This is a genomic window from Kitasatospora sp. CB01950 (assembly GCF_001905465.1).
GTDB lineage: Bacteria > Actinomycetota > Actinomycetes > Streptomycetales > Streptomycetaceae > Kitasatospora.
On the sequence record NZ_LISX01000012.1, the window covers coordinates 85,803 to 108,245 of the forward strand.

Sequence of the window (22,443 nt, forward strand, 5' to 3'; positions counted from 1 at the left end):
GAGGGACACATGCTGTGGATCGCGGGCGCCGGCGGCGTCGGCCGGGAGGCGCTGGATGTCGCGATCGCGGCGGGCGTGCCCGTCGCCGGGTTCCTCGACGACCGGCTCGCGGGCGAGCGGGTGCGCGGGCTGCCCGTCCGCAAGCCCGACGAACTCCCGGCCGGCGCAGCGTACTTGATCGGCATCGCCGATCCGGCGGTGCGGGCGAGGCTGGCCGAGGCGCTGGACGCGGCCGGCGGACGGCCTGCGACGCTGGTGCACCCGCGGGCGATCGTCGCACCCGAGACCGAACTCGCCGACGGGTGCCTGGTGATGGGCGGCGCCCACGTGTCCAGCAGCGTCACCCTCGGGCCGCACAGTCAGGTCCACTACAACGCCACCGTCGGCCACGACGCCCGCCTCGGCGCCCGCGTCACCGTCTACCCCGGTGCGAACGTCTCCGGCGCCGTCCTGCTGCACGACGACGTCACCGTCGGCTCCAACGCCGTCGTCCTGCAGGGCCGCACTCTCGGGCCCGCCGCCTTCGTCGGCGCCGGCGCCGTCGTCACCCGCGACGTCCCCGCCCGCACCACCGTGATCGGCTCCCCGGCCCGCCCCATGCCCTGACGGTGGCGCTGACCGGTCCGCGGACCGGCACACCGTAGGCTCGGGGCATGGGAATTCCTGTGTTTCTGGCCGAACTGCGCGAACTGGTGGGGCAGCGGGCCCTGTGGCTGTCGGCGGTGACGCTGGTCGTGGTGGACGACGACGGACGGGTGCTGCTCGGGCGGCGGGCCGACACCGGGGAGTGGGCGCTGATCGGCGGCATCATCGACCCGGGCGAGCAGCCCGCCGACGCCGCGGTGCGGGAGTGCCTGGAGGAGACCGGCGTGACGGTGGAGCCGCAGGCGCTGACCTCGGTGACCGTCTCCCCGGTGATCGACTACCCCAACGGCGACCGCTGCCAGTACCTCGAACTGACCTTCCGCTGCCGTCCGTTGGCGGGCGAGGCGTGCGTGAACGACGACGAGTCGCTGGAAGTCGCCTGGTTCCACCCGGACGCGCTGCCCGCCGTCGACGCATACGTGCAGGAACGGATCGCGCTGGCGCTGGCCGGAAACAGTGCAGCGCACTTCGCCCTGTCCGACGCATAACGGTGCCCCGGGGCGCACAACGCCGCGCCCCGGAACGCCGGTTCGCCTCAGAGCGTCCGGAACCAGGCCGCGGTGCGCCGCAGCCCCTCCGGCAGCGGGACCGGCCGGACATCCGGGAACAGCTCCCGCAACCGGGAGTTGTCGGCCTGCGAATCCCGCACGTCCCCCGGTCGCGGCTCGACGTGCTCGGCGGCGACCGGCGCGCCCAGCGCCTCGCCCATCAGGGCGATCAGCTCCACCAGCGTCGTCCGGGTGCCGAACGCCAGGTTCACCGGCTCCGCGCTGACCACCCGGCGCAGCACCGCCTCGGCCAGCACCTGCGCGACCGTGCCGACATAGGTGAAGTCACGGCTCTGCAGCCCGTCCCCGTGGACCGACACCGGGCGGCCGTGCAGCGCCGCGTCCAGGAACGCCGGCACGACCGCCGCGTACGCGTGGCCGGCCGCCTGCAGCGGCCCGAAGACGTTGAAGAACCGCAGCGGGAGCACGCCCAGGCCGTAGCAGTGGTGGTACGCCCCCAAGTACGCCTCGGTGGCGAGCTTGGACACCGCGTACGGGCTCATCGGGGCGGTGCGCATCGACTCGCGCTTCGGCAACTCCCGGTTGGCGCCGTACACCGAGGACGAGGACGCCGCCGCCACGTACAGCCCGCCCGCCCGGCGGGCCGCCTCCAGCACCTCCAACGTGCCGGTGGCGTTGGCGTGGTGGCTGGCCAGCGGCGCCGCCACCGAACGCGGCACCGACGGCAGCGCCGCCAGGTGGACCACCGCGTCCGCCCCGGCGAACGCCGCGTCCAGCAGCGCCGGATCGAGGATCGTGCCCTCGAACAGCGTGGCGTCCACGCCCGCCAGGTTGGCCTTGCTGCCGGTGGACAGGTCGTCCACCACCCGGACCTCCGACACCTCCGGACGGGACGTCAACTCCCGGGCCAGATTGGCCCCGATGAATCCGGCCCCGCCGGTGATCACCACTCGCATCGCGCACACCACCCCTCGCCGGGCCCGGGGATCCCCCCACCGGGCCGATGCGCCGACTCTAGCCGCGCCCACCCGCCCGACGGGCCGAAAACCCGCCCGGTCGGGCCCAAACCGACCCATCGGCCACACTTCGTACGACGACCGGCAGAGACCGCGTCAGCGCTTCGGACGACGCCCGGTCTCCTCCGCCGCGTCCAGCACCGCCGCCAGGTCGCCGCCGGCCGTCGCCGTCGCCACCGCCGCCACCGCGCCCTCCACGAACGGCGCGTCCGCGAACCGCACCGGGAACGGCAGACCGTGCTCGTCCGCGTCGGTCAGTAGCGCCAGCACCGTCTCCACCGCCCCGTCCAAGTCGCACAGCACCGCCACCCCGTGGCCCTGGTCGACCCGGCGGGCCGCCGTCGCCACCAGCACCGCGCTGGTGCCCAGGCCGTCCGCGATCGAGCCGCCGGTCGCCACCACCGGCGCCGGATCGGCCGACTCCGCCACCGCCAGCGCCAACGCCCGCACCGCATCCGCCACCTCGTGGCTGTGCGAGACCAGCACCACGCCCACCCGCCCGTGCCCGGTCGGCCGGGACGGCCGGGGCACCGTCGGCGTCGGGGCGGTCAACGTGCCGGTGGCGGAGCCCACCGGCGGGGCGGACGGCGCGGTGGTGATCGGGATGACGTCGGCGCGGCTGCCGTCCCGCTGGTCCATCGGCTGCTCCCCGGTGCGTGGCTGACTGCTCGTCACCCATCCCTACCTCGAACGGACCCCGGCCGCCCGCCTTTAGCACAGGTGTCGGCCGGACACGGCCGGATCGGACCATCTCGACCACCCGCGGGGCAGACCCGGCGCGATCCGCCGAGCCGCCCGCCCGCGATGGCTACGCTGGCAGCTCGACATGACCCGCAGCGGAGGGAGCACCAGGATGGCGGCACAGGCGGCGGACCGGCGCAAGATCGAGCTGGACGTGAGCGGAGCCGAATGGCAGTCCGCGGGCGACGACCCGACCGGTGTGCAGATCGCCTTCGTCGACGGCTGCATCGCGATGCGCAACGGCGCGGAGCCCGACGGGCCGGCCCTGATCTTCACCCCCGCCGAATGGCGGGCCTTCGTACTGGGCGCACGGGACGGCGAATTCGACCCCGCGCGGCAGGAGAAGGACTGAAACCGGAGCCCCGCGAACCGAAACGGCCCCCCCGGTGTCGAATTCGGCCGCGCACGGGCCGATTTCGGCCGTTCAGGCAATGACCGGTACGCCCGGACTGCCCCGGTCCGCACCCGTCGAAACCGCTCGGAAAGATGACGAGCGGGCATACTCCGAGGTTACAAAAGAGTTCTGATGGGCCGAAACTTGTTGACTGTCCGACAAGCCTGCCAGAGAGTAAGAGCAGGCAGACGCCGTGCCGACCGCCCCCACGCGGCCTGGCACGGCGCCTGCTTGTGCTGCCCGTCACCGGCGCCGATGACGGGCCCTCCCACCCCTGGCCGCACAGAGTGCGGCAGCCGTCGCGACGGGAGCAGGCCCGACCGGGAAGAGCTACCCCCCGGCAGGGCCGAAACCCGGATTCCGCACGCCCCCACGCGGCGGTGATCCGGGCAAGGTCCGCGAACGCGACGGCTGGAGGGCCCCCGCGGACCTGGCTCGGTATTCCATATGGCTTTGTGTGCCGCCCGACCGGGCCGCCCACCGCACAACGCCTGCTGCGTCGTCCGCAGGCTGCCGCGAGGGCGAAGACCGATTGAATCAGCAAATGGTGCTTGTGAGTTCGCACGACTTGAGCTCACACGGCCACGAACGCAGTGAGGGAATGCGCGCAGGCACGCCGCGACAAGCCGCACCCAATGGATCTCGCCCGGAGCGGCCTTCGTGCTGAACCGAACGTAGCCCGGACGGTTGCTCAGAGTCAACATTGGTCCCTGAGCGTAGATCCCGGCCTGATCGCGGACCCACTCACCGGCCCCGGCCCACCGGGCACGTACGATGGGCCCATGTCATTTCTCCGCCGTCGCTCCGGACAGCCCGCCGGCCCGGACTTCGACGTCCTGGCCATGGATCCGGGCGACTGGCCCGGCCTGTTCGGGGCCATGATCATGGCCGCTCCGGACGGCTCCTGCCAGGGCATTTTCCTGCGCTACGACCTGCTCGGCGGCCGCGGCCCGGCCATGCTGATCGGCAACGTCCCGCAGGGATCGCCCGCCCGCGACAGCGAGGACGGCGTCCCCTTCGAGGTCCGCCAGCTGCTCGCCGCCCTGGAGAACGACGAGCCGGTCGACTTCGTCTCCGCCGAGGACTTCCCGGTCATGCTCGGCGACGACCTGCTGATCGTCCGGAAGGTCAAGGTCAGCGAAGGACGCCTGTACTGCTCCCAGTTCGGGCGCAGCGACGACGTCCAGGTCACCATCGCCTCCTGGGACCGACCGATTTCGGACGACCTCTACCAGCTCCTGAAGCCGCTTCCGGCGGAGATGTTCCAGCAGGACTAGGCGCGATGCCCCGGCCGCTGCTGCTCACCCGCCGCCTGCACGTGGACCTCCGGCGCACCGCCGGCGCGGCCTGTCCGGCGTCCTGACCGACCCCGAGTCCAGGACCGCCCGACCGACCACGCCCGCCCGGAGGCCCGCCGCCATGCCCCGCACCCCCGCGCACACCCCCGCCGTCAACGCCGTCCCCGCCGTCGAACCCACGGGCACCGCCCTCGAACGGGCACTCGGCCGACTGCCCCGGGTGGTCGACCTGCTCGCCGCCCGCGCCGCCGAACACGACCGCGACGGCACCTTCCCCTACCAGGGCATCGAAGCCGTCCACGAAGCCGGCCTGCTCACCCTGACGGTCGGCCAGCGCCACGCCGGCCCGGGCGCCGGACTCGCCGACACCGTCCGGGTGCTGGCCCGACTCGGCCGCGGCGACGCCTCGGTCGCCCTGCTCACCGCGCACACCCTGCTGCACCACGCCGAACAGGCCCGCACCGCGCCCTGGCCCGCCGCGCTCTACCGGCGACTGCTCACCGAGTCCCGCCGCGGCCCCGCCCTGGTCGGCACCCTGCGCGCCGCACCCGGCCGCCCGTCCGCCGTCACCGCCCGCCGGCACGGCGACGCCTGGCACCTCACCGGCCGCGCCGCGCACTGTCCCGGCGCCGAAGCCCTCGCCTGGCTCGCCGTCGAAGCCCGCACCGACGAACCGCAGCCCCGCACCGGCCTGTTCCTGGTCCGCGCCGACAGCCCCGGACTGGAGATCGACCCCGCCGCCGACCAACTCGGCCTGCGCGCCGCCGCCGGCCACGACGTCCTGCTGACCGGCGCCCGGGTCGGCGCCGACGCCGCCCTGCTGCCCCGCACCGCCCCCGCCGGCCCGCCGCTCGCCGCCGCCTGGCGTCAACTCGCCCTCGCCGCCGTGCTGCTGGGCACCGCCCGGGCCGCGCTCGACTGGTCGGCCGGCCGCCTGCGCGGCAGCGCCGCACACCGCCGACCGATCGGCGAGCTCGACGCCCGGCTCACCGGCGCCGAGGAACTCGTGCACGGCCTCGCCGCCCGGACCGACGCCGACCCGACCGCCGCCGAACGGGCCCCCGCCGTCCAGCTGTTGGCGGCCCGCACCGCCGCCGACACCGTCCAGCAGGCCCTCACCCTCACCGGCAGCGCCGGCCTCGACCGCCGCCACCCGCTGGAGCGCCACCTGCGCGACACCCTCAGCCTGCGCACCCAACTGCCCGCCGAGGACGCCGTTCTGGACTCCCTCGGCGGAGCGCTGCTGGGGAACTGACGGCCGATCAGCGGGTGCCGACGGCCGCGCGCACCGCGCGGCGGGCCAGCGCGGCGTCGTCGTACAGCCGGCGGATCATGATCCGCTGCTCCTCGCCCGCGCCCGGGAGGTCGTGGATGCGCAGCTCCCGCATCAGCACCAGCGTCAGGTTGACCAGGAACGCGTCCCGGGCCAAGGTGCCGCCGGACTGGGCGAGTTGGCTGATCTGCCGACGCGCCGCGGTGTCGCCCGACAGCACGCTCCACAGCACCGCCAGGTCGTAGCCGGGCAGGTACCAGCCGGCCTGCTCCCAGTCGAGCAGGACCGGGCCGGTCGGGGCCAGCAGCACGTTGCCGAGCAACGCGTCGCCGTGGCACAGCTGGCGCGGCACCGAGGACAGGCCGTGCAGCAGGGCGCGCAGGTCGCCCGCGTCCCGGTCGGTGAGCAGGCCCAGCGAGTGGAAGCGGCCGATCTCCTGCTGGTAGTCCAGCGGCTGGTCGAACACGTCCGTCGGCGGCCGCCACAGGTTCAGCGTGCGCACCGCGCCGAGCACCGCACGCACCTCGCCCGGCGTCGGCGCGTTGGCCGGGTGCCGCTCGCGGGCCGCCGGACGGCCCGGCACCCGCTCCAGCACCAGCACGCAGCGGTCGTGGTCCGCCGCCACCAGCCGGGGGAGCCGGACCGGCGGGCGGTGCCGCACGAACGCCCGGTACACCGCCACCTCGTGGTGGAACCGGTCGATCAGCTTCGCTGCCTGCGGGCCGCGCAGCGCCGCCGGGTTCAGGCACTTGGCGACCACCGGGGCCCGGCCGATGGTGCCCGCGACCAGAATGTGCCGGGCGCCCTCGCGCAGCACCTGCCGGGGCAGGAACGCGGGACATATCCGCGCGATGTTGGCGAGCGCCGCACGCACCCCCGGGGTCTGCAGCGCGGCCGGATCCACCCGGTCCACGAACGCCTCCACACCCCGCCCCGGCATCGGACGGCCGAGCCGCCCGGCCTGCTCCGGCATCGGGCGGGTCACCAGGGTGGTGCGCCCGCGCGGGTCGCGCAGCTCCACGGCGCGCGGCGCGGGACGGCCCGCACCGGCGGTCGGGGGGCGCAGTCCGGAGCGTTGGGGGCGCGCGGCCGCGCCGTCCACCCCGTTCGGGGCGGTCGGTCGAATACCGGTGGCGGCTGTGGAGTACATGGGCGGGTGAGGGTCCTTCCTTGACCGGGGGCAACGCTTCGAGGCCCGGACGGACAGGGGTCGGGGCCGCCGGGTGGAGCGCGGGCGCCGGGCACGGAGCCGGCCCGGCGAACCGGCCGCACCCTGGGGAAATGCGTCCGTCCGACCGTCCGTGCCATGCCCGGCGCCCCCGCGCCACCCGGTCGCGCCACCCCCTGGACGACTCGTCCGCGAACGGCTCCCGACGGACCGTCGGGTCGACATCCGGGCCGGTCGGGGGCGGTTCCGACGCGAGGTCGGGGTGGCGCATACCTACCTGACACCCGATCGGTACTGGCACACCACGTAGCGCGCCCTGGCGAACCCTGGCGAATGGTCGCTCGGCATGTGCCAGAGCCATTACTGTCGGGCTCAGCCGATCACCTGGGGGCTTCAGTTGAGCAGGGGGCCGAACAGCAGACTGGCCGACCACTTCGCCCTGACCGGCTGGTCGAAGGGCGAACTGGCGAGGCTGGTCAACCGGCGGGGTGCGGCACTGGGCGAGCAACAGCTGTCCACCGACACCTCCCGGGTCCGGCGCTGGATCGAGCAGGGCGAAATCCCGCGCGACCCGGTGCCGAGGGTGCTGGCCGCCGTGTTCACCGAGCGGCTCGGCCGTGTCGTCACCACCGAGGACCTAGGACTCGAACGGCACCGACCCGCCAGGTCCGGCAGCACGGCAACACCGCCGACGGAACCCGGGGCGCCGGACCGGACGGCCGCGGTCCTCACCGAGTTCACGGGAATGGACCTCATGCTGAACAGACGCGGACTGGTCGGCGCCACCGCAGCCCTCGCGGCGGGCGCGGTCATCGCCGACAACCTGCACGACTGGCTCACCGGCGGCGCGGTCGCCGAAGCCGCCACCCGCCCCCTCGTCGTCCGGGGCGACGGCCCCGAACCCCTGACCGAGGCCTACGAACCGGGCCCGGTCGGAAAGGACGAAGTCGCCGCCCTGGAACGCTCGGTCGAGGTGTTCCGCGCCTGGGACGCCTCCCGCGGCGGCGGACTCCAGCGCAAGGCCGTGGTCGGCCAACTCAACGAGGTCGGCGGCCTGCTCACCCACGGCCACCCCGCCGCCCTGGAACGCCGGCTCTGGACGGTCGCCGCCAACCTCGCCGTGCTGGTCGGCTGGATGTCCCACGACGTCGGCCTCGAACCCACCGCCCAGCGCTACTTCGTGATCGCCGCGCAGGCCGCCCGGGAGGCCGACGACCGCCCCCGGGCCGGCGAGGCCGTCTCCCGCGCCGCCCGCCAGATGCTCCACCTCGGCCGCGCCGACGAGGCCCTCGACCTGATGCGGCTGGCCCGGGCCGGCACCCGCGCCGCCGACGGCGCACTGCCCCGCACCCGCGCCATGCTGTGCACCGTCGAAGCCTGGGCGCAGGCCTCGCTCGGCCGTGCCGACGCCACCCACCGCGCCCTCGGCGAGGCCGAGGAGCTCTTCGTCCGACCGACCGACCGGCCCACCCCGAGCTGGATGGCGCTGTTCGACGAGGCGGAACTGCACGGCATGCAGGCCCTGGCCCACCGCACCCTCGCCGAACACGACACCGGCGCCGTCCCGGCCGCCGTCCACCACGCCGAGCAGGCCATCCGGCTGCGGCAGCGGACCGGCCGGGAACGCTCCGCACTGTTCGACCGGATCACCCTCGCCTCCGCGCACTGGATCGCGGACGAGCACGAGGCGGCCGTGGCCCAGGCGAACCGCGTCCTCGACTCGATCGGGCAGACCTCCTCCCAACGCACCTGGGACCGGCTGCGCGCAATGGACCGGCTCTCCGTCCGCCACCAGCGCCGGCCGGAGGTCGCGGAACTGCGCGAGCGGATCCGCGCGGCGCTGCCCGCACCCCGCGCCCCCCGGCCGATCTGAGGCCGGCCGGCAACCTCCCGTACGCCGGGGCGCCCGCCTTCCGGAACCGGTCGATCCGGTACGGACGGACCGGGCGCCCCGGCGCGAGCGGCGTCCGAGGCCCGGTGCGGGCAGGGCGGGCGGAGGCGGCCGGAAACAGTCGTACCTGCGGAAATCCGTTGCCCTGTGTGCGGATCGGCCCCCCAGGCGGTAACCTTCGGTGATTCCGGCGCCCGGGCGCCTGAGCTGTGCCAACCGACCCCGGCGACGGAAATCCCGTTGCCACGACGACCGCCGCAACGGATGCTGACCTCATGTTCGAGCCAGTGATAGCGCCCAGCGCCAGCCTCCTCGGCCTCCTCCAGAGAGGCCGCGGAGACGGGCAGCTGCATGCGTTGGCCGCAGACCGCGACCAGGCGATCGCCGCCGTCGAGAGCTGCGTGACCAACGACCCCCGCGCCGACTGGCAGGTCGAGAACCGCTCCTTGTACTACGCGCGGCTCTACATGGAGTTGGAGGCCCCCCTCACCGGCCTCGAACTCCACCTCACCTCCCCCGAGGACGCCACCGACACCGACGAGGCCCGCACCGGCCTCGCCCTTGCCGTACTCGGCCACCTCGCCGGCTACGGCCGCCGCGACGCCCTCGACCTGCTGCGCGCCTACACCACGACCGGGACCAACTGGGCCTGGGCCCTCGACGAACTCGCCCTGCGCGACACCGACGAGACCCTGCTCGCCCTGGCCCCCGCCGTCCTGAACCGCTTCCCGTCCGGACCGGAGGGCGACGCCGAACTGCGCGAAGCCATCCGCGCCGCGTACGAGCCGCGGGTCTGGCGACTGTGGGCCGTCCACCACCCGCGGGTCGCCACCGCGAGCGAGCAGTCGCCGTTCGACCTGTGGCAACGGCAGCTCAATCGGCAAGGCGTCACGCCGGGCTGGTCCACCGCCGACGTCCTCGCCTGGGCCGACCAGGGCGAAGGCACCGAACCCGGAGCCCTCGCCCGGCGCGCCGCCGCGGCCGCCCGCTGCCTCACCGCCGTGGTCCGACCCGAGGACGCGCCGCTGCTGGCCGAGGCCGCCGCCGGCGGACCGGCCGGCGCCCGCTGCGCCGCGATGCGTCACCTGGTCGAGCAACGCGACCCGGCCGCCGCCGAGTACATCGAGACCGCCGCCGCCGACCTCGACCACCGGATCGTCGCCACCGCGCTGGAACTGCTCGGTCGGATGCGAGGTCCCGAGGCGCTCAGGCACGCCCGCCGCTGGGCCGACCCGGCCACCGGCAGCGCCGACAGCGCCCTCGGCCAAGCAGCCGTCCGCCTCCTCGCCGACGCCGGCGAAGCCTGCGACGCCCCGCTGGTGGTCGCCGCACTCCACCAGTGGATCTCGCTGAACGGTGTCACCGGCACCGCCCTCGGCAGCCTCGTCGACGGCATCGGCCGGCTCCGCGCACACGCCGCGGTACCCGCCCTGCGGCACGTGTACGGCGAAGCGGCCTCCTCGGAACTGCGCGGCCGCGCAGCCCAGGCACTCGCCGTCACCGACCCGTACTTCGGGGAGGGCCCCGCGGTCGAATGCCTGTGGGACTGCGAGGAGTCCACCCGGGAACTCGCCGCCACGCACGTCACCACCACGGGAGACGCCCGCGTCCTCGAACGTCTGCGCCGACTGGCCGCCGACCCCGCCGAGGAAGCCGAAGTCCATGCCGCCGTTCGCGGCCGTTTGACGGCCCGCGACCGGTAGAGTCACGCCCATGCAGCGACCGCGAGCGCCTCGCCACGCCCTGACCGCCCTGCTCAGCCTCGGGCTGGTCCTCGGAGCGGCCGGAACCGCCAGTGCCCACGTCGAGGTCAACTCCTCGACCGCGCAGGCGCTCGCCGTCGATGCCACCGTCACCTTCTCCGTCGAGGGCGAGTCCTCCACGGCGGGCATCAAGGACGTCAAGGTCACGCTGCCCGCCGGGCTCGCCCCCGCCGACGTCAGCTCCGTCACGACCCCCGACGGCTGGAAGTTCACGCCCACCGCCGACGGCTTCGCCCTCGAGGGCCCGGCCCTGGCGCCCGGCGCGGCCGCCGAGTACAGCGTGAAGATCCGTCAACTCCCCGCCGCCGCCTCGGTGGTGTTCAAGACCCTGGTCGACTACTCGGACGGGCACACCGACCGGTGGATCGAACTCGCGCAGGGCGACGCCAAGCCCGAACACCCCGCCCCCGCGCTCGCGCTGCGCCCGGCCGCCGCCGGAGCCAGCGCACTGCCCGCCGCGGTGCCCTCGTCCTCGGCACCGGCCGCCGAGGCCTCGGTCTCCTCGGTCGCCACCGCGCCTGCGGCCGCTTCGCCGTCGGCTTCGTCCGACCCGGTCGCGAAATCCGACGACAACGGGGAGAGCACCACCACGATCGTCCTCGGCGGTCTGGTCGCGGTGGCCGTGCTCGGCACCGTGATCGCCCTGCTGGTGCGCCGCCGCTCCCGCCGCTCCGGCCGCTAGGACCTCAGGGCCTCAGGGCCTGCGGCCGCCGGACGCGCGCTGCTGCGTAGTCGGCGGCAACTCCTCCCGCAGCGCTGCCCGTTGGCCGCTGCGGGTCCGGGCGGAGGTCCGAGTGGTGAAGGAGTGGTGGAAGCACCCGCAGAGTGAGCGGGCGCGGGTGTCGGGGCTCTATCGTTTCGCCGTTCACCGAAACCTGGGGAAGGGCGGGGGTTCGCCGTGGTGATGCTGCGGTTGGATGCGCAGGCGTTGACGCGCTCCCGGTTCGCGCTGTCGCCGTTCGCGGAGACGCTGGCGGCGATCGTCCAACTCGCCCGTCCCGCAGCCGATTCGTGGCATCCGGAGTGGCATGCCCGGCACCGGGTGGAGTTCCACGCCCGGTTGCGGGCGGACCCGTACGCGCGGGGGCTGGTCGGGCTGATGTCGGCGAGCAAGCATCTGCCGGACCACCTTGCACTGCCGCCGGGCGGCGGGATGGAGACCACCCTGGAGTCCGAACTCGCCGAGGTGGCGCGGGTGTCGGACGAGGTGGTGCGGGAGGGCCTGCGACTGTCGCTGGCGCACAGCGCGGGTGGCGGGCACGTGGACTGGTGCACCGGGCGCGACCACGGCGCGCGGGCCGCCGAGCTGTTCCGCAGCGTCTGGGAAACCCACCTGGCCGCCGAGTGGCCCGCCCGGCGGGCCGTCCTGCAGCGGGACGTCACCCACCGGGCCGGGCTGTTGGCCGCGCACGGGTGGCCGCGCGCGCTGCACCTGATGAACCGTCGCAGCGCGTGGGTGGGCGCGGACGCGATCCGGTTCGGCGACCGGCCCGGGAACGATCGGGCGGTCGGGGCGGACGGGATGCTGTTCGTTCCGGTCAGCGCGCGCCGCAGTTCCTGGCTGTGCCACGCGCCCGGCCGTCCGCACGCCCTCGTCTACCCTGCGCGCGGGACGGGCACCGCCGGCAGCGCGACCGGCAGCGCGACCGGCGGTGCCCGGGCGCTCGCCCGGCTGATCGGGGCCGGCCGGGCGGTGATCCTCCGCCACCTCGACACGCCCGCCACCACCAGCGAACTCGCCGCCCTGATGGCCCAGTCCGTCGGCACCGTCGGCGGCCACCTAGCGGTGCTGCGCGACGCCGGCCTGGTCGACCGCACCCGCGTCGGCCGCCGCGTGCTCTACCACCGGACCGCACTGGGCGACCATCTCGCCGACGGCGCCGCGGAGTTGTGAGGATCGAGGGGCGTCAGGCGACGCAGAACTCGTTGCCCTCCGGGTCGAGCATGACCCACCAGTGGCCGATCGGGCCCTGGTCGTGCTCCTTGAGGCGGGTGGCGCCGAGGGACTCCAGACGGGCGACGGTGGCTTCGAGCCGGCCGTCGGAGTGGATGTCGAGGTGGAGGCGGTTCTTGCCCTCCTTGGGCTCGGGCACGTCCTGGAAGAGGATGCGGCGGCCCTTGCCGATGTCGGAGACCGGGTCGTACGGGTCCTCGGGGTGGCGGACGGCCGCGTAGCCGCGGAACTCCTTGCGCCCGTCCGGGTGTTCGCGGACCGCGGCGGCCGGGAGGCGGCCGGCGGCGAGCAGCGAGTCGATGAGGGCGGTGGGGTCCTCCCGCTCGTATTCGAGGGCGGCGGCCCAGAACGCGGCGATGGCGGAGGCGTCGGCGCTGTCCACGACCAGTTTCCACGAGAGTGTCATGCCACCGAATCCAATCGCACATCAGATCGATTAACAAACAGGCACGTTGACAGTGTCGGCTGCCGTGCCGCGCCATTCGAGGAAGCCCCGCCGACCGGTCGCCGACGGGCGGACGTGCGTGGGGCGGGTGCGCGGCGGTAGGGGTACGGAAAAGGGGCGGGCCGCCCGGTGGTTCGGGGGCCCGCCCCTTTCGCGGGGGTGCGGGTGGGGTCAGTGCGCCGCGCCCGCGTCCGGGGTGAGGACGCCGGCGGCCACCAGGCCGATGATGGTGATGCCGAGCAGGATCCGGTAGATCACGAACGGCATGAAGCTGTTGTTCGAGATGTACTTCAGGAACCAGGCGATGGCCGCGTAGCCGACCGCGAAGGCGATCAGGGTGGCCAGGACGGTCGGGCCCCAGGCGGGCGCCGGGCCCTCGCCGATCTTGAGCAGTTCGAGACCGCCGGACGCCAGCACGGCCGGGATGGCCAGCAGGAACGAGTAGCGGGCGGCCGCCTCCCGGCTGTAGCCGAGGAACAGGCCGGCGCTGATGGTGCCGCCGGAGCGGGAGACGCCCGGGATCAGGGCCAGCGCCTGGGCCGCGCCGTAGATCAGCGCGTGCGGGAAGGTCAGCGAGCTGATCGGGCGGGCGTTGCGGACCGCGCGGGAGCGGTCGGCGACGGCGAGGATCAGGCCGAAGACGATCAGCGTGGTGCCGATCAGCCGCAGATCGCGCAGGGTGGTCTCGATGGTGTCCTGGAACAGCTTGCCGATGATGCCGATCGGCAGCGTGCCGACGATCACGTACCAGCCGAGCTTCGCGTTCTGGTCGCGTCGCCACTCGGCCTTGAACAGTGACAGCACCCAGGCCTTGATGATCGCGCCGATGTCGCGGCGGAAGTAGATCAGCACCGCCGTCTCGGTGCCCAACTGCGTCACCGCCGTGAATGCCGCGCCCGGGTCGTCCCAGCCGAGGAGGGCGGAGAACACCCGCAGGTGCGCGCTGGAGGAGACCGGCAGGAACTCGGTCAGGCCCTGCAGCAGACCGAGTACGGCCCCGTGGAACCAGTCGATCACCGGACTACCCCCGCGGATATCGCTCGGTGGTTCAGCATGGCGTCCGTCCTGTTCGTTCGTGGGGTGGTCCGGTTGCGGCCAGGGCCTGTCCTGGGGGGCTCGGTCCGGCGTGGCCGCATGATAGGGGCTCCAGGTGTCGGGGAACTAGCAATCGGACATATGAGGTGATTTCCCCAATAGTGGGCGGGGAGCGGGCGGGCGTCCGGCGTGCGGTCAACCACTGCGCACGGAGCGGAAGTTCGAGAGTCGGTTCGCTTGAGCACCACTCCCGTCGCACGGCAGAATGCTCCGCGACACGGGGGGAAGAATGGTCTGGACAACTCGCCGCGCCCTGGGTGCTGCCCTGGGCGCGCTGCTGCTCATCGGCTCGTCGGGCTGTACGTCGGGATCGGACCGGCACCACCTGGTGATCTTCGCGGTCGAGAAGGACACGCTCGCCGACCAGCCCGTGCACCTGGTGGTGGGCGGCCTGCGGTCGGGCCAGGAGGTGACCGTCACCGCCGAGGCCCGGGACATCGCCGGCAACGGATGGCAGTCCAAGGCCGTCTACCGCGCGGACAGCCACGGCTCCGTCAGCCTCGACCGGGACGCGCCGATCAGCGGCTCCTACCACCAGGTCGACGGCATGGGCCTGTTCTGGTCGATGCTCCCGACCGACGGCATCGCCACCACGCTGTTCACCCCGCCGCCGCCCGCGGCCGGTGCCGACTTCCCGATCCGCATCACCGCCACCGCCGACGGCCCGGCCGCCGCCGAACACACCGTCACCCGCCGCTGGACGGCCGACGGCGTCACCGCCACCGCGCTGAAGCTCGACACCGACCACGTCGTCGGCACCCTCTACCTGCCGCCCGCCGGGACGCCCGCCAAGACCCCGATCCTGCTGCTCGGCGGCTCCGAGGGCGGCAACTCGGGCGTCGGCGCGGCCGCACTGCTCGCCTCGCACGGCCACCCCGCGCTGGCCGTCGCCTACTTCGGCGCGCTCGGACTGCCGCCCACGCTGCAGAACATCCCGGTCGAGTACGCGGCCGGTGCGGCCCGGCTGCTGGCCGAGCGGACGGGCGCCACCGGCGCCACCGGCGGCATCGCCGTCGAGGGCATCTCTCGGGGCAGCGAACTCGCCCTGCTGGTGGCCGCCCAACTGCCCGACCTGGTACGGCGGGTGATGGTGTACGCGCCGTCCGCCGACGTCAACGGCGGCCTGCCGGGCGGGGTGGCGTGGACCGAGAACGGCGCCCCCGTGCCGACCGGGCCGATCGCGCTGGACCGGATCACCGCCTCGATCCTGGCCGTCGCCGGCGAGCAGGACCGGCTCTGGCCGGCGCCGCGCTGGGCCCGGCAGATCGGCACCCCGACCGCCGCCGCGCCGAACCGGCAGGCCGTGCTCTACCCCGGCGCGGGGCACGCCGTCGCCGGGTTCCCGTACCTGCCCACCGGGGGCACCCTGGTCACCCTTGACGGCGCGACGCTCGACCTGGGCGGCGACGCCGCCGCGAACCAGGCCGCGCATGTCGGCGGGTGGGCGAAGTTGCTGTCCTTCCTGGACAGTTGAGAGTGGCGGCGGGCGTCCGTCAGGGGGTGCGACGGGGGCGTGTGGGCCTCGGTGCGGGGGGTGCGGAGGGCGTGTGCGGGGCATTTCCGGGCGGTCGTGGCGGCACGAATTCGAGGAATTCTCCGGTGGTGGCCGCCGGGTGGCGACAGGTCAGGTGAAGGCCTCCACGCGGACGCCTGCGGAGGCCAGCGCGCCCCTGACGCGCCAGGCGAGTTGGGCCGCGCCGGGGGTGTCGCCGTGGACGCAGAGGGAGCGGGCGCGGACGGTGATGGTCTCGCCGCCGACGGCGGTGACGGTGCCGTCGCGGGCGATGCCGACGGCGCGGGCGATGACCGCCTCGGGGTCGTGCACGACGGCGTCGGGGTCGCGGCGGGGGACGAGGGTGCCGGCCCAGGTGTAGGCGCGGTCGGCGAAGGCCTCGGCGACGACGGGGAGGCCCACGCCCTCGGCGACGGCCAGCAGGCGGGAGCCGGGCAGGCCGAGCAGCGGCAGCGGGCCGTCGCAGATCGCGCCGGAGCGCAGGACGCCCGAAACCACCGCCTCCGCCTGCTCGTTGTCGTGCACCACCCGGTTGTAGAGGGCGCCGTGCGGTTTGACGTACGACACCCGGGAGCCGGCGGCGCGGGCGAACACCTGGAGGGCGCCGATCTGGTAGGCGATCTCGTCGGCGAGTTCCTCGGGCGGGACGTCCATCGCGCGGCGGCCGAATCCGGCGAGGTCGCGGTAGGAGACCTGGGCGCCGATCCGCACGCCGCGTTCGGCGGCCAGTGCGCACACCCGGCGCATGGTGGAGGGGTCCCCGGCGTGGAAGCCGCAGGCGACGTTGGCGCTGGTGACCACCGAGAGCAGGGCTTCGTCGTCGGTGAGGTGCCAGCGGCCGAAGCCCTCGCCGAGGTCCGCATTGAGATCGATCGCCGCTTCGGCCACTTCGCCTCGCCCGCCCTTTCCCGCACGGTCCGACCCGGGGCCCCGGGTGCCCGCTCCTGGGGGTGATCGTAGGGCCTGATCGTTTCGCCGGGGGCGGTCACCGGACCCCGGGCGACAGGTTTTACCCGCCAGTTTCCGGTCCCGTGCCGCACCGGCCACCCGCTCGGGTGCAACGCGGTCGGGGGAGCGTCCGGCGGCGCGAATTGACGCCGGGCCGGCGGACGGTGACGAGGGGCGCGGGCGTCGGCCGCGCGGCCGGGGGAGCGGTGCGGAGCAGCGGTGAGGAGGGGCGCGGGCGTCAGGCGCGCGGCCAGGGGCGGCCCTGGATCTTCTCGATGTCGCGGTTGAAGCGTTCGAGTATCCCGGCGAACGCGGCGAGGTCCTCGGCGGACCAGTCGTCGACCACCCGGGCCAGGCCCTGGATCGACCAGTCGCGGTCGCGGTGCAGGCGGCGCAGCCCGTCCTCGGTGATGCGCAGCTTGCGGGCCACCCCGCCGTCCGGGTCGGGGATCCGGTCGACCAGGCCGGCCCGGAGCATGGCGGCGGTCTGCCGGTTGACGGTGGAGGTGTCCAGGCCGAACGCCTCGGCGAGCTGGCCGATGGTGAGCGGGCCTTCGGTCTCGATCCGGCTGAGCAGGGTGTAGGCGCTGCGGTCGAGGCTGTCGGGGCTGCCGGAGGTGCGGGCGGTGGCGAGCACCTGGTGGCGGCTGAGCAGCATCATCTCCCGCTCGATCAGGGAGAGTTCCTTGGTGTGCCGCATGCTCCTCCGTCCCGTGCGTCACTTTTCGGCAGCATATCCCGCAAGACTCAAATATGTATGGTACACAATATGTGCATCATGCATATGCAGGTGCGGAGAGTCGTAGAGAAGAGAAGAACCCCATGAGTCAGGCACGCACCGGCCCCGTCGTCGGAGTGCTCGCCGGCGCGGGCATCGTGGTCTCGCTGATGCAGACCCTGGTCGTCCCGCTGATCCCCCAACTGCCCGAGCTGCTCCACACCACCGCCGCCAACGCGTCCTGGGTGATCACCGCCACCCTGCTGGCCGGCGCGGTCGCCACCCCGGTGCTCGGCCGACTCGGCGACATGTACGGCAAGCGCAGGGTGCTGCTGATCAGCCTCACCCTGCTGGTCATCGGCTCGGTGATCTGCGGCCTCAGCAGCTCGCTCGCGCCGATGGTGATCGGCCGCGTCCTGCAGGGCGTCGGCGCCGGCGTCATCCCGCTCGGCATCAGCATCATGCGCGACGAACTGCCGCCGCAGAAGCTCGGCTCCTCGATGGCGCTGATGAGCTCCTCGCTCGGCATCGGCGGTGCGTTCGGCCTGCCGCTGTCCGCCGTCATCGCGGAGAAGGTCGACTGGCACGCCCTGTTCTGGATCTCCGCCGCGCTCGGCGCGCTGATCGCCGGCGCCGTGCTCGCCCTCGTCCCCGAGTCGCCGGTGCGCTCCGGCGGACGCTTCGACGTGGTCGGCGCCATCGGCCTCACCATCGGCCTGGTCTCCCTGCTGCTCGCCATCTCCAAGGGCGGCGACTGGGGCTGGGCGTCCGGCTCCACGCTCGGCATGTTCGCCGTCGCGCTGGTCGTGCTGCCCGTCTGGGGCTGGTGGGAGCTGCGCACCGAACAGCCGCTGGTCGACCTGCGCACCAGCGTCCGCCGTCAGGTGCTGATGACCAACCTGGCCTCCGTGGTGATCGGCTTCGCGATGTACGCGATGAGCCTGGTCTCCCCGCAGCTGCTCCAGCTGCCCACCAGCACCGGCTACGGCCTCGGCCAGTCGATGGTCAACGCCGGTCTGTGGATGGCCCCCGCCGGCCTGGTGATGATGCTGCTGTCGCCGATCTCCGCCAAGCTGTCGCGCGCCAAGGGCCCCAAGGTCTCGCTGCTGGTCGGCGCGGTCGTCATCACCGGCGGCTACCTCGCCGCGCTCGCCCTGATGGGCCACGCCTGGGGCGTCCTGGTGTTCTCCTGCCTGATCAGCGGCGGTATCGCGTTCGCCTACGCGGCCATGCCCGCGCTGATCATGGGTGCCGTCCCGGCCTCCGAGACCGCCGCCGCCAACGGCCTGAACGCGCTGATGCGCTCCATCGGCACGTCCACCTCCTCCGCCGTCATCGGCGTGGTGCTGGCCCACATGACGGTCGACTTCCACGGCCACGCACTGCCGTCGGAAAGCGGTTTCCGCACCGCGTTCCTGATCGGCGCCGTCGCGGCCGTGCTGGCCGGCCTGGTCACCCTCGCCATCCCCGGCATCCGCCGGACGGCCGCCCTGAAGGCCGTGCCCACCGACGAGGCTCCGGCTGTCGCCGAGGGTGCGGCAGAGGGCGCCGCCGCGAAGTAGCCCGACCGTGCTGAATCACGGGCCGTCCGCAGCCGCGGGCGGCCCGTGGCCTTGGGCCCGCTCTTCGGGATCTTGCCGGGCGCCCGATGCCGCGCGCTGATCCGACAAGATCCGAAAGGGAGGGCCGAGCCCGAGGCACAGCAGTAGGGTGCGCGGATGGCGACCCATGAGCGTGAGATCACCGAACCCGTCGACCTGTGCCGCCCCGACGGGCAGCTCGACCCCGACGCCGTCGGCTGGTCCCGCACCCCGCTGCACCGGGCCAACCTGCGCGGCTGGGGACGCACCAAGCGCTTCGAGTACTGGTGCGTCACCACGCCCACCCACCTGGTCGCGCTGACCGTCAGCGACCTCGACTTCCTCACCCTCGACAGCGTCCACTTCCTCGCCTGGGACGACCACGGCGTCCTGGAGGACCACGAACGCACCGCACTCGCCCCCGGCCTGCCGCTGCGCGCCACCGCCCTGCCGGAGGGGATCGCCGGCTCCGGCGGCCCGCACGGCGCGGACCTCGTCGTCGGCCCCGAGCGCCCGAACCGCCGACAGGTCCGGGTGGTGATCCGGCACGAGAAGCACGGCACCCGGCTGCAGGCCCGCGCGCTCACCGCCGACCTGCGGCCGCTCGAAGTGGACCTGCTGGTCGCGCTGCCCGACGGCCACGAAACGCTGTCGGTGGTCGTCCCCTGGGACGGAAAGCGCTTTCAGTACACCTCCAAGCACACCGCGCGCCCCGCCACCGGCACCGTCCGGCTCGGCAACCGCAGCTACGCGTTCGACGAGGACGCCTGGGGCGTGCTCGACCACGGCCGGGGCCGCTGGCCGCGCTCGCTCGGCTGGAACTGGGGCGCCGCGTCCGGCCGCACCGACGGGCACGTCGTCGGCCTCCAGTTCGGCGGCCAGTGGACGGTCGGTACCGGCTCCACCGAGAACGCGCTCTGCGTGGACGGCCGGCTCAGCAAGATCGGCGCCGAACTCGACTGGCAGTACGACCCCGCCGACCCGCTCGCGCCCTGGCGGATCACCACCCCCGGCAGCGACCAGGTCGACCTGACCTTCACCCCGTTCCACGACCGCCGGGTCCGCACCGAGGCCGGCCTGCTCGCCAACCGCACCGACCAGTGCTTCGGCCGCTACCGCGGCACGATCCGCACCGACGAGGGCCAACTCGTCGCCGTGGACGGACTGTTGGGTTGGGCCGAGGACGTCCGGATGCGGTGGTGACGGCAGAGCCGCGCAAAAACCGGTGTCCGGCGGGCGGGCGCGGCTGGTACAACACCGCGCGTGGACAACAACCCTGACTTCGCCGGCCCCGGCCCCGGCCCCGGCCCCGGCTTCGCCGAGCTGCTGCGCCTGATCGACGACCGTGCGACGGCGTTCCGCGCCGCGATCGCCGCCGCGCCCGACCTCGACGCGCCGGTGCCCTCCTGCCCCGGCTGGACGCTGCGCGACCTCGCCCAGCACATCGGCGAGGGCCGCCGCGCCTGGGCCGCGACCGTCGCGGCCGGGCCGGCCGCTACCGCCAAGCAGGACCCGATCGGCGAGACTGCCGCCCCCGAGGAGCGCGAGGCGCTGCTCGGCTGGCTGGCCGCCTCCGTCGCGCTCCTGCTGGACGCCCTGCGCGAGGCCGGCCCGGAGCGCACCTGCTGGGGCTGGTGGGGCAAGTCGCAGACGCCGCTGACCGGCGCCGGCGTCGCCCGCCGCCAGCTCCACGAGATCGCCGTGCACACCTGGGACGCACAGCTCGCCGCCGGCGCGGCCGAGCCGGTGCCCGTCGGGATCGCGCTCGACGGCGTGGAGGAGTTCCTCTCCACCATGTGCACCACCACGGAGGCCTGGCCGCACGAGGCCGCCACCGCCGACTACCACGCCACCGAGGGCCGTTCCTGGCGCAACGACCTCTCCGCCGCCGGCGCCGCCCTCGTCGCCGTCCCCGCGGACGCCGTGCCCTCGGCCGCCGCCGCGGGCCCGGCGTCCGACCTGCTCCTCATGTTCTACGGCCGCTTCCCGCTCGAGGATCTGAAGCTCGGCGGCGACACCCGGGTCTTCGACCGTCTGATCGACTGGGACCCGGAACGCTGACCCCGCCCGCCGCCGCGGGCGAGGGTCCGAAGCTCCGGTGGGGGAGCCGAGGGTCAGGCGGAGGCGGGCACCAGGCAGAACGGGTGGCCCTCGGGGTCGGTGAGGACCGTCCAGCCGTCGCCGCCGGGCTGGAAGTCGGGGCGGCCGGCGCCGAGGGCGAGCAGGGCGGCGACGGCCTGGGGGAGGTCGGCGACGGTGAAGTCGAGGTGGAGGCTCGGGGCGTCCTCGGGCCAGTTCGGGGTGCGGTCGGCGGGGACTCGCACGAAGGCCAGGCCGGGGCCGGCCGGACCGGCGGAGAGGGCGGCGAAATCCTCGCCGCTGTCGGCGAGTTGCCAGCCGGTCGCCTTCTGGTAGAAGGCGGCCAGGGCCACCGGGTCGGCGCAGTTCACGGACACGGTGGCGAGCTGGGTGAGTACGGACACGGAAACACTCCTCGGGAAACGGAAGCCGTTCGCGGCTTCGCGGAGCAGCCTCGCCCACCCGGCCCGCCCGGGTCTTGAACATCCTTGCGGGCCAAGCCCGTTGTCGGACCCGCCGAGTACCGTTCGCCGGTGCTCTCGCTACGATCCGTCGCCGCCCGCCCCGACTTCGACCTCAGCGCCGTCGCCTGCCGCAGCGACCACACCCGGTGGTCACCGCCCGAAGTGCACGGCGGCCACCGGGTGGTGCTGGTCCGGAGCGGCCGCTTCCGCCGACGCTCCGGCGGGACGGCCGCCGACCTCGACCCGAGCGTCGGCTACCTCGGCGTCCCGGGCGAGGAGGAGGCGTTCGCGCACCCGGCGGGCGGCGACCGGTGCACGGCGGTCATCGTCACGCCCGCGCTCTGGCGCACCCTCGCGGGGGACGGCGACCGGCAGCGGCCCGGCGCGTTCTACGTCGACCCGGCGCTCGACCTGGCCCACCGCCGGGTGCTGCGCGCCGCCCGCGACGGGGACGTCGACTACGCGCTCACCGAGGAGCTGCTCGCGCTGCTGGCCACCGCCGTCGCCCGGACGACCACCGGCCCCGCGCCCTGCACGGACGAGCACCCCGACCGCGCCCTGGTCGCGGCCGCCCGGGAGGCGATCGCCGCCGACCACCCGGCCGCCGGCACCCTGCTCGGGCTCGCCGACCTGCTCGACGCGTCCCCGTACCGGCTCAGCCGGGCCTTCCCGCGTGAGCTCGGCGTCACCGTCACCCACTACCGCCACCGCGTCCGCCTCGCCCGCGCCCTCGACCGCCTGGAGGCCGGCGAGACCAGCCTCAGCACCCTCGCCGCCGACCTCGGCTACGCCGACCAGGCCCACCTGACCCGCACCGCCCGCCGCCACCTCGGCCGCACCCCGACCGCGCTGCGCCGGCTGCTGGCCGGCGGCGTCGCTCCGGGAGGCCCGCCTGCCGCCGGAGCTTGCTGATCGCCGGGTTCTCCCGCAACTCGGGGAACTTCCACGG

At 74.3% G+C, this 22,443-nt stretch carries 23 protein-coding genes; 15 read left to right on the top strand and 8 right to left on the bottom strand.

The genetic code is table 11. The annotated features are described in order from the left end of the window. Positions 1–9 precede the first annotated feature (9 nt). Both AMK19_RS26365 and AMK19_RS26370 read left to right on the top strand, forming a co-directional pair. A complete protein-coding gene (locus AMK19_RS26365; protein ID WP_073815930.1) occupies positions 10–606 on the top strand; it encodes an acetyltransferase in 597 nt (198 codons plus the stop codon). 47 nt (positions 607–653) lie between these two features. Further along, positions 654–1,133 carry an NUDIX hydrolase gene (locus AMK19_RS26370; RefSeq protein ID WP_073815932.1) on the top strand — a complete coding sequence of 160 codons (480 nt, stop codon included), beginning with the start codon at positions 654–656 and terminating at the stop codon, positions 1,131–1,133. Between the two features lie 47 nt (positions 1,134–1,180). Here the strand turns inward: AMK19_RS26370 and AMK19_RS26375 are convergent, their stop codons facing one another. Both AMK19_RS26375 and AMK19_RS26380 read right to left on the bottom strand, forming a co-directional pair. Further along, positions 1,181–2,110: an NAD-dependent epimerase/dehydratase family protein gene (locus AMK19_RS26375; RefSeq protein ID WP_073815934.1), complete on the bottom strand. Its 930-nt coding sequence runs from the start codon at positions 2,108–2,110 to the stop codon at positions 1,181–1,183. A 156-nt stretch (positions 2,111–2,266) separates the two neighbouring features. Further along, positions 2,267–2,845, bottom strand: a complete 579-nt coding sequence (locus AMK19_RS26380; protein WP_338015818.1) for a PTS-dependent dihydroxyacetone kinase phosphotransferase subunit DhaM — start codon at positions 2,843–2,845, stop codon at positions 2,267–2,269. 178 nt (positions 2,846–3,023) lie between these two features. Between AMK19_RS26380 and AMK19_RS26385 the strand changes: the two genes are divergently transcribed. The 4 genes from AMK19_RS26385 to AMK19_RS26395 all read left to right on the top strand — a co-directional run bounded on the left by AMK19_RS26385 (position 3,024) and on the right by AMK19_RS26395 (position 5,858). Next, positions 3,024–3,263, top strand: coding sequence for a DUF397 domain-containing protein (locus AMK19_RS26385; protein WP_073815936.1), 240 nt, complete (start codon positions 3,024–3,026; stop codon positions 3,261–3,263). 824 nt (positions 3,264–4,087) lie between these two features. Further along, positions 4,088–4,582: a hypothetical protein gene (locus tag AMK19_RS26390; RefSeq protein WP_073815938.1), complete on the top strand. Its 495-nt coding sequence runs from the start codon at positions 4,088–4,090 to the stop codon at positions 4,580–4,582. Between the two features lie 5 nt (positions 4,583–4,587). Further along, positions 4,588–4,668 carry a putative leader peptide gene (locus AMK19_RS38695; protein WP_341869173.1) on the top strand — a complete coding sequence of 27 codons (81 nt, stop codon included), beginning with the start codon at positions 4,588–4,590 and terminating at the stop codon, positions 4,666–4,668. A 56-nt stretch (positions 4,669–4,724) separates the two neighbouring features. Continuing rightward, positions 4,725–5,858, top strand: a complete 1,134-nt coding sequence (locus AMK19_RS26395; protein WP_083647375.1) for an acyl-CoA dehydrogenase family protein — start codon at positions 4,725–4,727, stop codon at positions 5,856–5,858. Positions 5,859–5,865: 7 nt separating this feature from the next. On the opposite strand, the gene AMK19_RS26400 is transcribed toward AMK19_RS26395, so the two are convergent. Next, positions 5,866–7,026, bottom strand: a complete 1,161-nt coding sequence (locus AMK19_RS26400) for a phosphotransferase (protein WP_241844595.1) — start codon at positions 7,024–7,026, stop codon at positions 5,866–5,868. A gap of 415 nt (positions 7,027–7,441) precedes the next feature. Between AMK19_RS26400 and AMK19_RS26405 the strand changes: the two genes are divergently transcribed. The 4 genes from AMK19_RS26405 to AMK19_RS26420 all read left to right on the top strand — a co-directional run bounded on the left by AMK19_RS26405 (position 7,442) and on the right by AMK19_RS26420 (position 12,592). Next, the gene (locus AMK19_RS26405; protein ID WP_073815940.1) at positions 7,442–8,917 is read left to right on the top strand and encodes a DNA-binding protein NsdB; all 1,476 of its coding nucleotides are present in this window, start codon (positions 7,442–7,444) and stop codon (positions 8,915–8,917) included. 293 nt (positions 8,918–9,210) lie between these two features. After that, complete coding sequence (locus tag AMK19_RS26410; RefSeq protein ID WP_073815942.1) at positions 9,211–10,638, top strand: hypothetical protein; 1,428 nt, start codon at positions 9,211–9,213, stop codon at positions 10,636–10,638. A gap of 10 nt (positions 10,639–10,648) precedes the next feature. Continuing rightward, positions 10,649–11,380: a DUF1775 domain-containing protein gene (locus AMK19_RS26415; protein WP_073815944.1), complete on the top strand. Its 732-nt coding sequence runs from the start codon at positions 10,649–10,651 to the stop codon at positions 11,378–11,380. Positions 11,381–11,602: 222 nt separating this feature from the next. Then, positions 11,603–12,592 (top strand): ArsR/SmtB family transcription factor, encoded by a 990-nt coding sequence (locus AMK19_RS26420; protein WP_241844596.1) that lies wholly within the window; start codon positions 11,603–11,605, stop codon positions 12,590–12,592. Positions 12,593–12,605: 13 nt separating this feature from the next. Here the strand turns inward: AMK19_RS26420 and AMK19_RS26425 are convergent, their stop codons facing one another. Both AMK19_RS26425 and AMK19_RS26430 read right to left on the bottom strand, forming a co-directional pair. Then, the gene (locus AMK19_RS26425) at positions 12,606–13,058 is read right to left on the bottom strand and encodes a VOC family protein (protein ID WP_073815948.1); all 453 of its coding nucleotides are present in this window, start codon (positions 13,056–13,058) and stop codon (positions 12,606–12,608) included. 210 nt (positions 13,059–13,268) lie between these two features. After that, the gene (locus tag AMK19_RS26430; protein ID WP_073816083.1) at positions 13,269–14,111 is read right to left on the bottom strand and encodes an undecaprenyl-diphosphate phosphatase; all 843 of its coding nucleotides are present in this window, start codon (positions 14,109–14,111) and stop codon (positions 13,269–13,271) included. Between the two features lie 310 nt (positions 14,112–14,421). Here AMK19_RS26430 and AMK19_RS26435 point away from each other — a divergent pair, with 310 nt between their 5' ends. Next, a complete protein-coding gene (locus tag AMK19_RS26435) occupies positions 14,422–15,666 on the top strand; it encodes an acyl-CoA thioesterase/bile acid-CoA:amino acid N-acyltransferase family protein (RefSeq protein ID WP_073815950.1) in 1,245 nt (414 codons plus the stop codon). Between the two features lie 150 nt (positions 15,667–15,816). Here the strand turns inward: AMK19_RS26435 and AMK19_RS26440 are convergent, their stop codons facing one another. After that, complete coding sequence (locus AMK19_RS26440) at positions 15,817–16,593, bottom strand: LamB/YcsF family protein (protein WP_073815952.1); 777 nt, start codon at positions 16,591–16,593, stop codon at positions 15,817–15,819. A 298-nt stretch (positions 16,594–16,891) separates the two neighbouring features. Next, a complete protein-coding gene (locus AMK19_RS26445) occupies positions 16,892–17,353 on the bottom strand; it encodes a MarR family winged helix-turn-helix transcriptional regulator (RefSeq protein WP_073815954.1) in 462 nt (153 codons plus the stop codon). Positions 17,354–17,475: 122 nt separating this feature from the next. Between AMK19_RS26445 and AMK19_RS26450 the strand changes: the two genes are divergently transcribed. The 3 genes from AMK19_RS26450 to AMK19_RS26460 all read left to right on the top strand — a co-directional run bounded on the left by AMK19_RS26450 (position 17,476) and on the right by AMK19_RS26460 (position 21,012). Continuing rightward, the gene (locus tag AMK19_RS26450; protein WP_073815956.1) at positions 17,476–18,933 is read left to right on the top strand and encodes an MFS transporter; all 1,458 of its coding nucleotides are present in this window, start codon (positions 17,476–17,478) and stop codon (positions 18,931–18,933) included. A gap of 156 nt (positions 18,934–19,089) precedes the next feature. Then, on the top strand, positions 19,090–20,154 hold the full coding sequence (locus AMK19_RS26455; RefSeq protein WP_073815958.1) for a DUF2804 domain-containing protein: 1,065 nt from the start codon (positions 19,090–19,092) through the stop codon (positions 20,152–20,154). 60 nt (positions 20,155–20,214) lie between these two features. Continuing rightward, complete coding sequence (locus AMK19_RS26460; RefSeq protein ID WP_073815959.1) at positions 20,215–21,012, top strand: maleylpyruvate isomerase N-terminal domain-containing protein; 798 nt, start codon at positions 20,215–20,217, stop codon at positions 21,010–21,012. Positions 21,013–21,065: 53 nt separating this feature from the next. Here AMK19_RS26460 and AMK19_RS26465 read toward each other — a convergent pair whose 3' ends face one another. Beyond that, entirely contained in the window at positions 21,066–21,434 is a 369-nt protein-coding gene (locus tag AMK19_RS26465) for a VOC family protein (RefSeq protein WP_073815961.1), read from the bottom strand. Positions 21,435–21,563: 129 nt separating this feature from the next. On the opposite strand from AMK19_RS26465, the gene AMK19_RS26470 reads away from it, so the two are divergent. Beyond that, positions 21,564–22,406, top strand: a complete 843-nt coding sequence (locus AMK19_RS26470; protein ID WP_073815963.1) for a helix-turn-helix domain-containing protein — start codon at positions 21,564–21,566, stop codon at positions 22,404–22,406. Positions 22,407–22,443 lie beyond the last annotated feature (37 nt).

Bases quoted from the DNA above. Each gene is read 5' to 3' on its own strand.
- AMK19_RS26365 (WP_073815930.1), top strand. From the start codon at position 10: ATGCTGTGGATCGCGGGCGCCGGCGGCGTCGGCCGGGAGGCGCTGGAT.
- AMK19_RS26370 (WP_073815932.1), top strand. From the start codon at position 654: ATGGGAATTCCTGTGTTTCTGGCCGAACTGCGCGAACTGGTGGGGCAG.
- AMK19_RS26375 (WP_073815934.1), bottom strand. From the start codon at position 2,110: ATGCGAGTGGTGATCACCGGCGGGGCCGGATTCATCGGGGCCAATCTG.
- AMK19_RS26385 (WP_073815936.1), top strand. From the start codon at position 3,024: ATGGCGGCACAGGCGGCGGACCGGCGCAAGATCGAGCTGGACGTGAGC.
- AMK19_RS26390 (WP_073815938.1), top strand. From the start codon at position 4,088: ATGTCATTTCTCCGCCGTCGCTCCGGACAGCCCGCCGGCCCGGACTTC.
- AMK19_RS38695 (WP_341869173.1), top strand. From the start codon at position 4,588: ATGCCCCGGCCGCTGCTGCTCACCCGCCGCCTGCACGTGGACCTCCGG.
- AMK19_RS26395 (WP_083647375.1), top strand. From the start codon at position 4,725: ATGCCCCGCACCCCCGCGCACACCCCCGCCGTCAACGCCGTCCCCGCC.
- AMK19_RS26400 (WP_241844595.1), bottom strand. From the start codon at position 7,026: ATGTACTCCACAGCCGCCACCGGTATTCGACCGACCGCCCCGAACGGG.
- AMK19_RS26410 (WP_073815942.1), top strand. From the start codon at position 9,211: ATGTTCGAGCCAGTGATAGCGCCCAGCGCCAGCCTCCTCGGCCTCCTC.
- AMK19_RS26415 (WP_073815944.1), top strand. From the start codon at position 10,649: ATGCAGCGACCGCGAGCGCCTCGCCACGCCCTGACCGCCCTGCTCAGC.
- AMK19_RS26420 (WP_241844596.1), top strand. From the start codon at position 11,603: ATGCTGCGGTTGGATGCGCAGGCGTTGACGCGCTCCCGGTTCGCGCTG.
- AMK19_RS26425 (WP_073815948.1), bottom strand. From the start codon at position 13,058: ATGACACTCTCGTGGAAACTGGTCGTGGACAGCGCCGACGCCTCCGCC.
- AMK19_RS26435 (WP_073815950.1), top strand. From the start codon at position 14,422: ATGGTCTGGACAACTCGCCGCGCCCTGGGTGCTGCCCTGGGCGCGCTG.
- AMK19_RS26445 (WP_073815954.1), bottom strand. From the start codon at position 17,353: ATGCGGCACACCAAGGAACTCTCCCTGATCGAGCGGGAGATGATGCTG.
- AMK19_RS26450 (WP_073815956.1), top strand. From the start codon at position 17,476: ATGAGTCAGGCACGCACCGGCCCCGTCGTCGGAGTGCTCGCCGGCGCG.
- AMK19_RS26455 (WP_073815958.1), top strand. From the start codon at position 19,090: ATGGCGACCCATGAGCGTGAGATCACCGAACCCGTCGACCTGTGCCGC.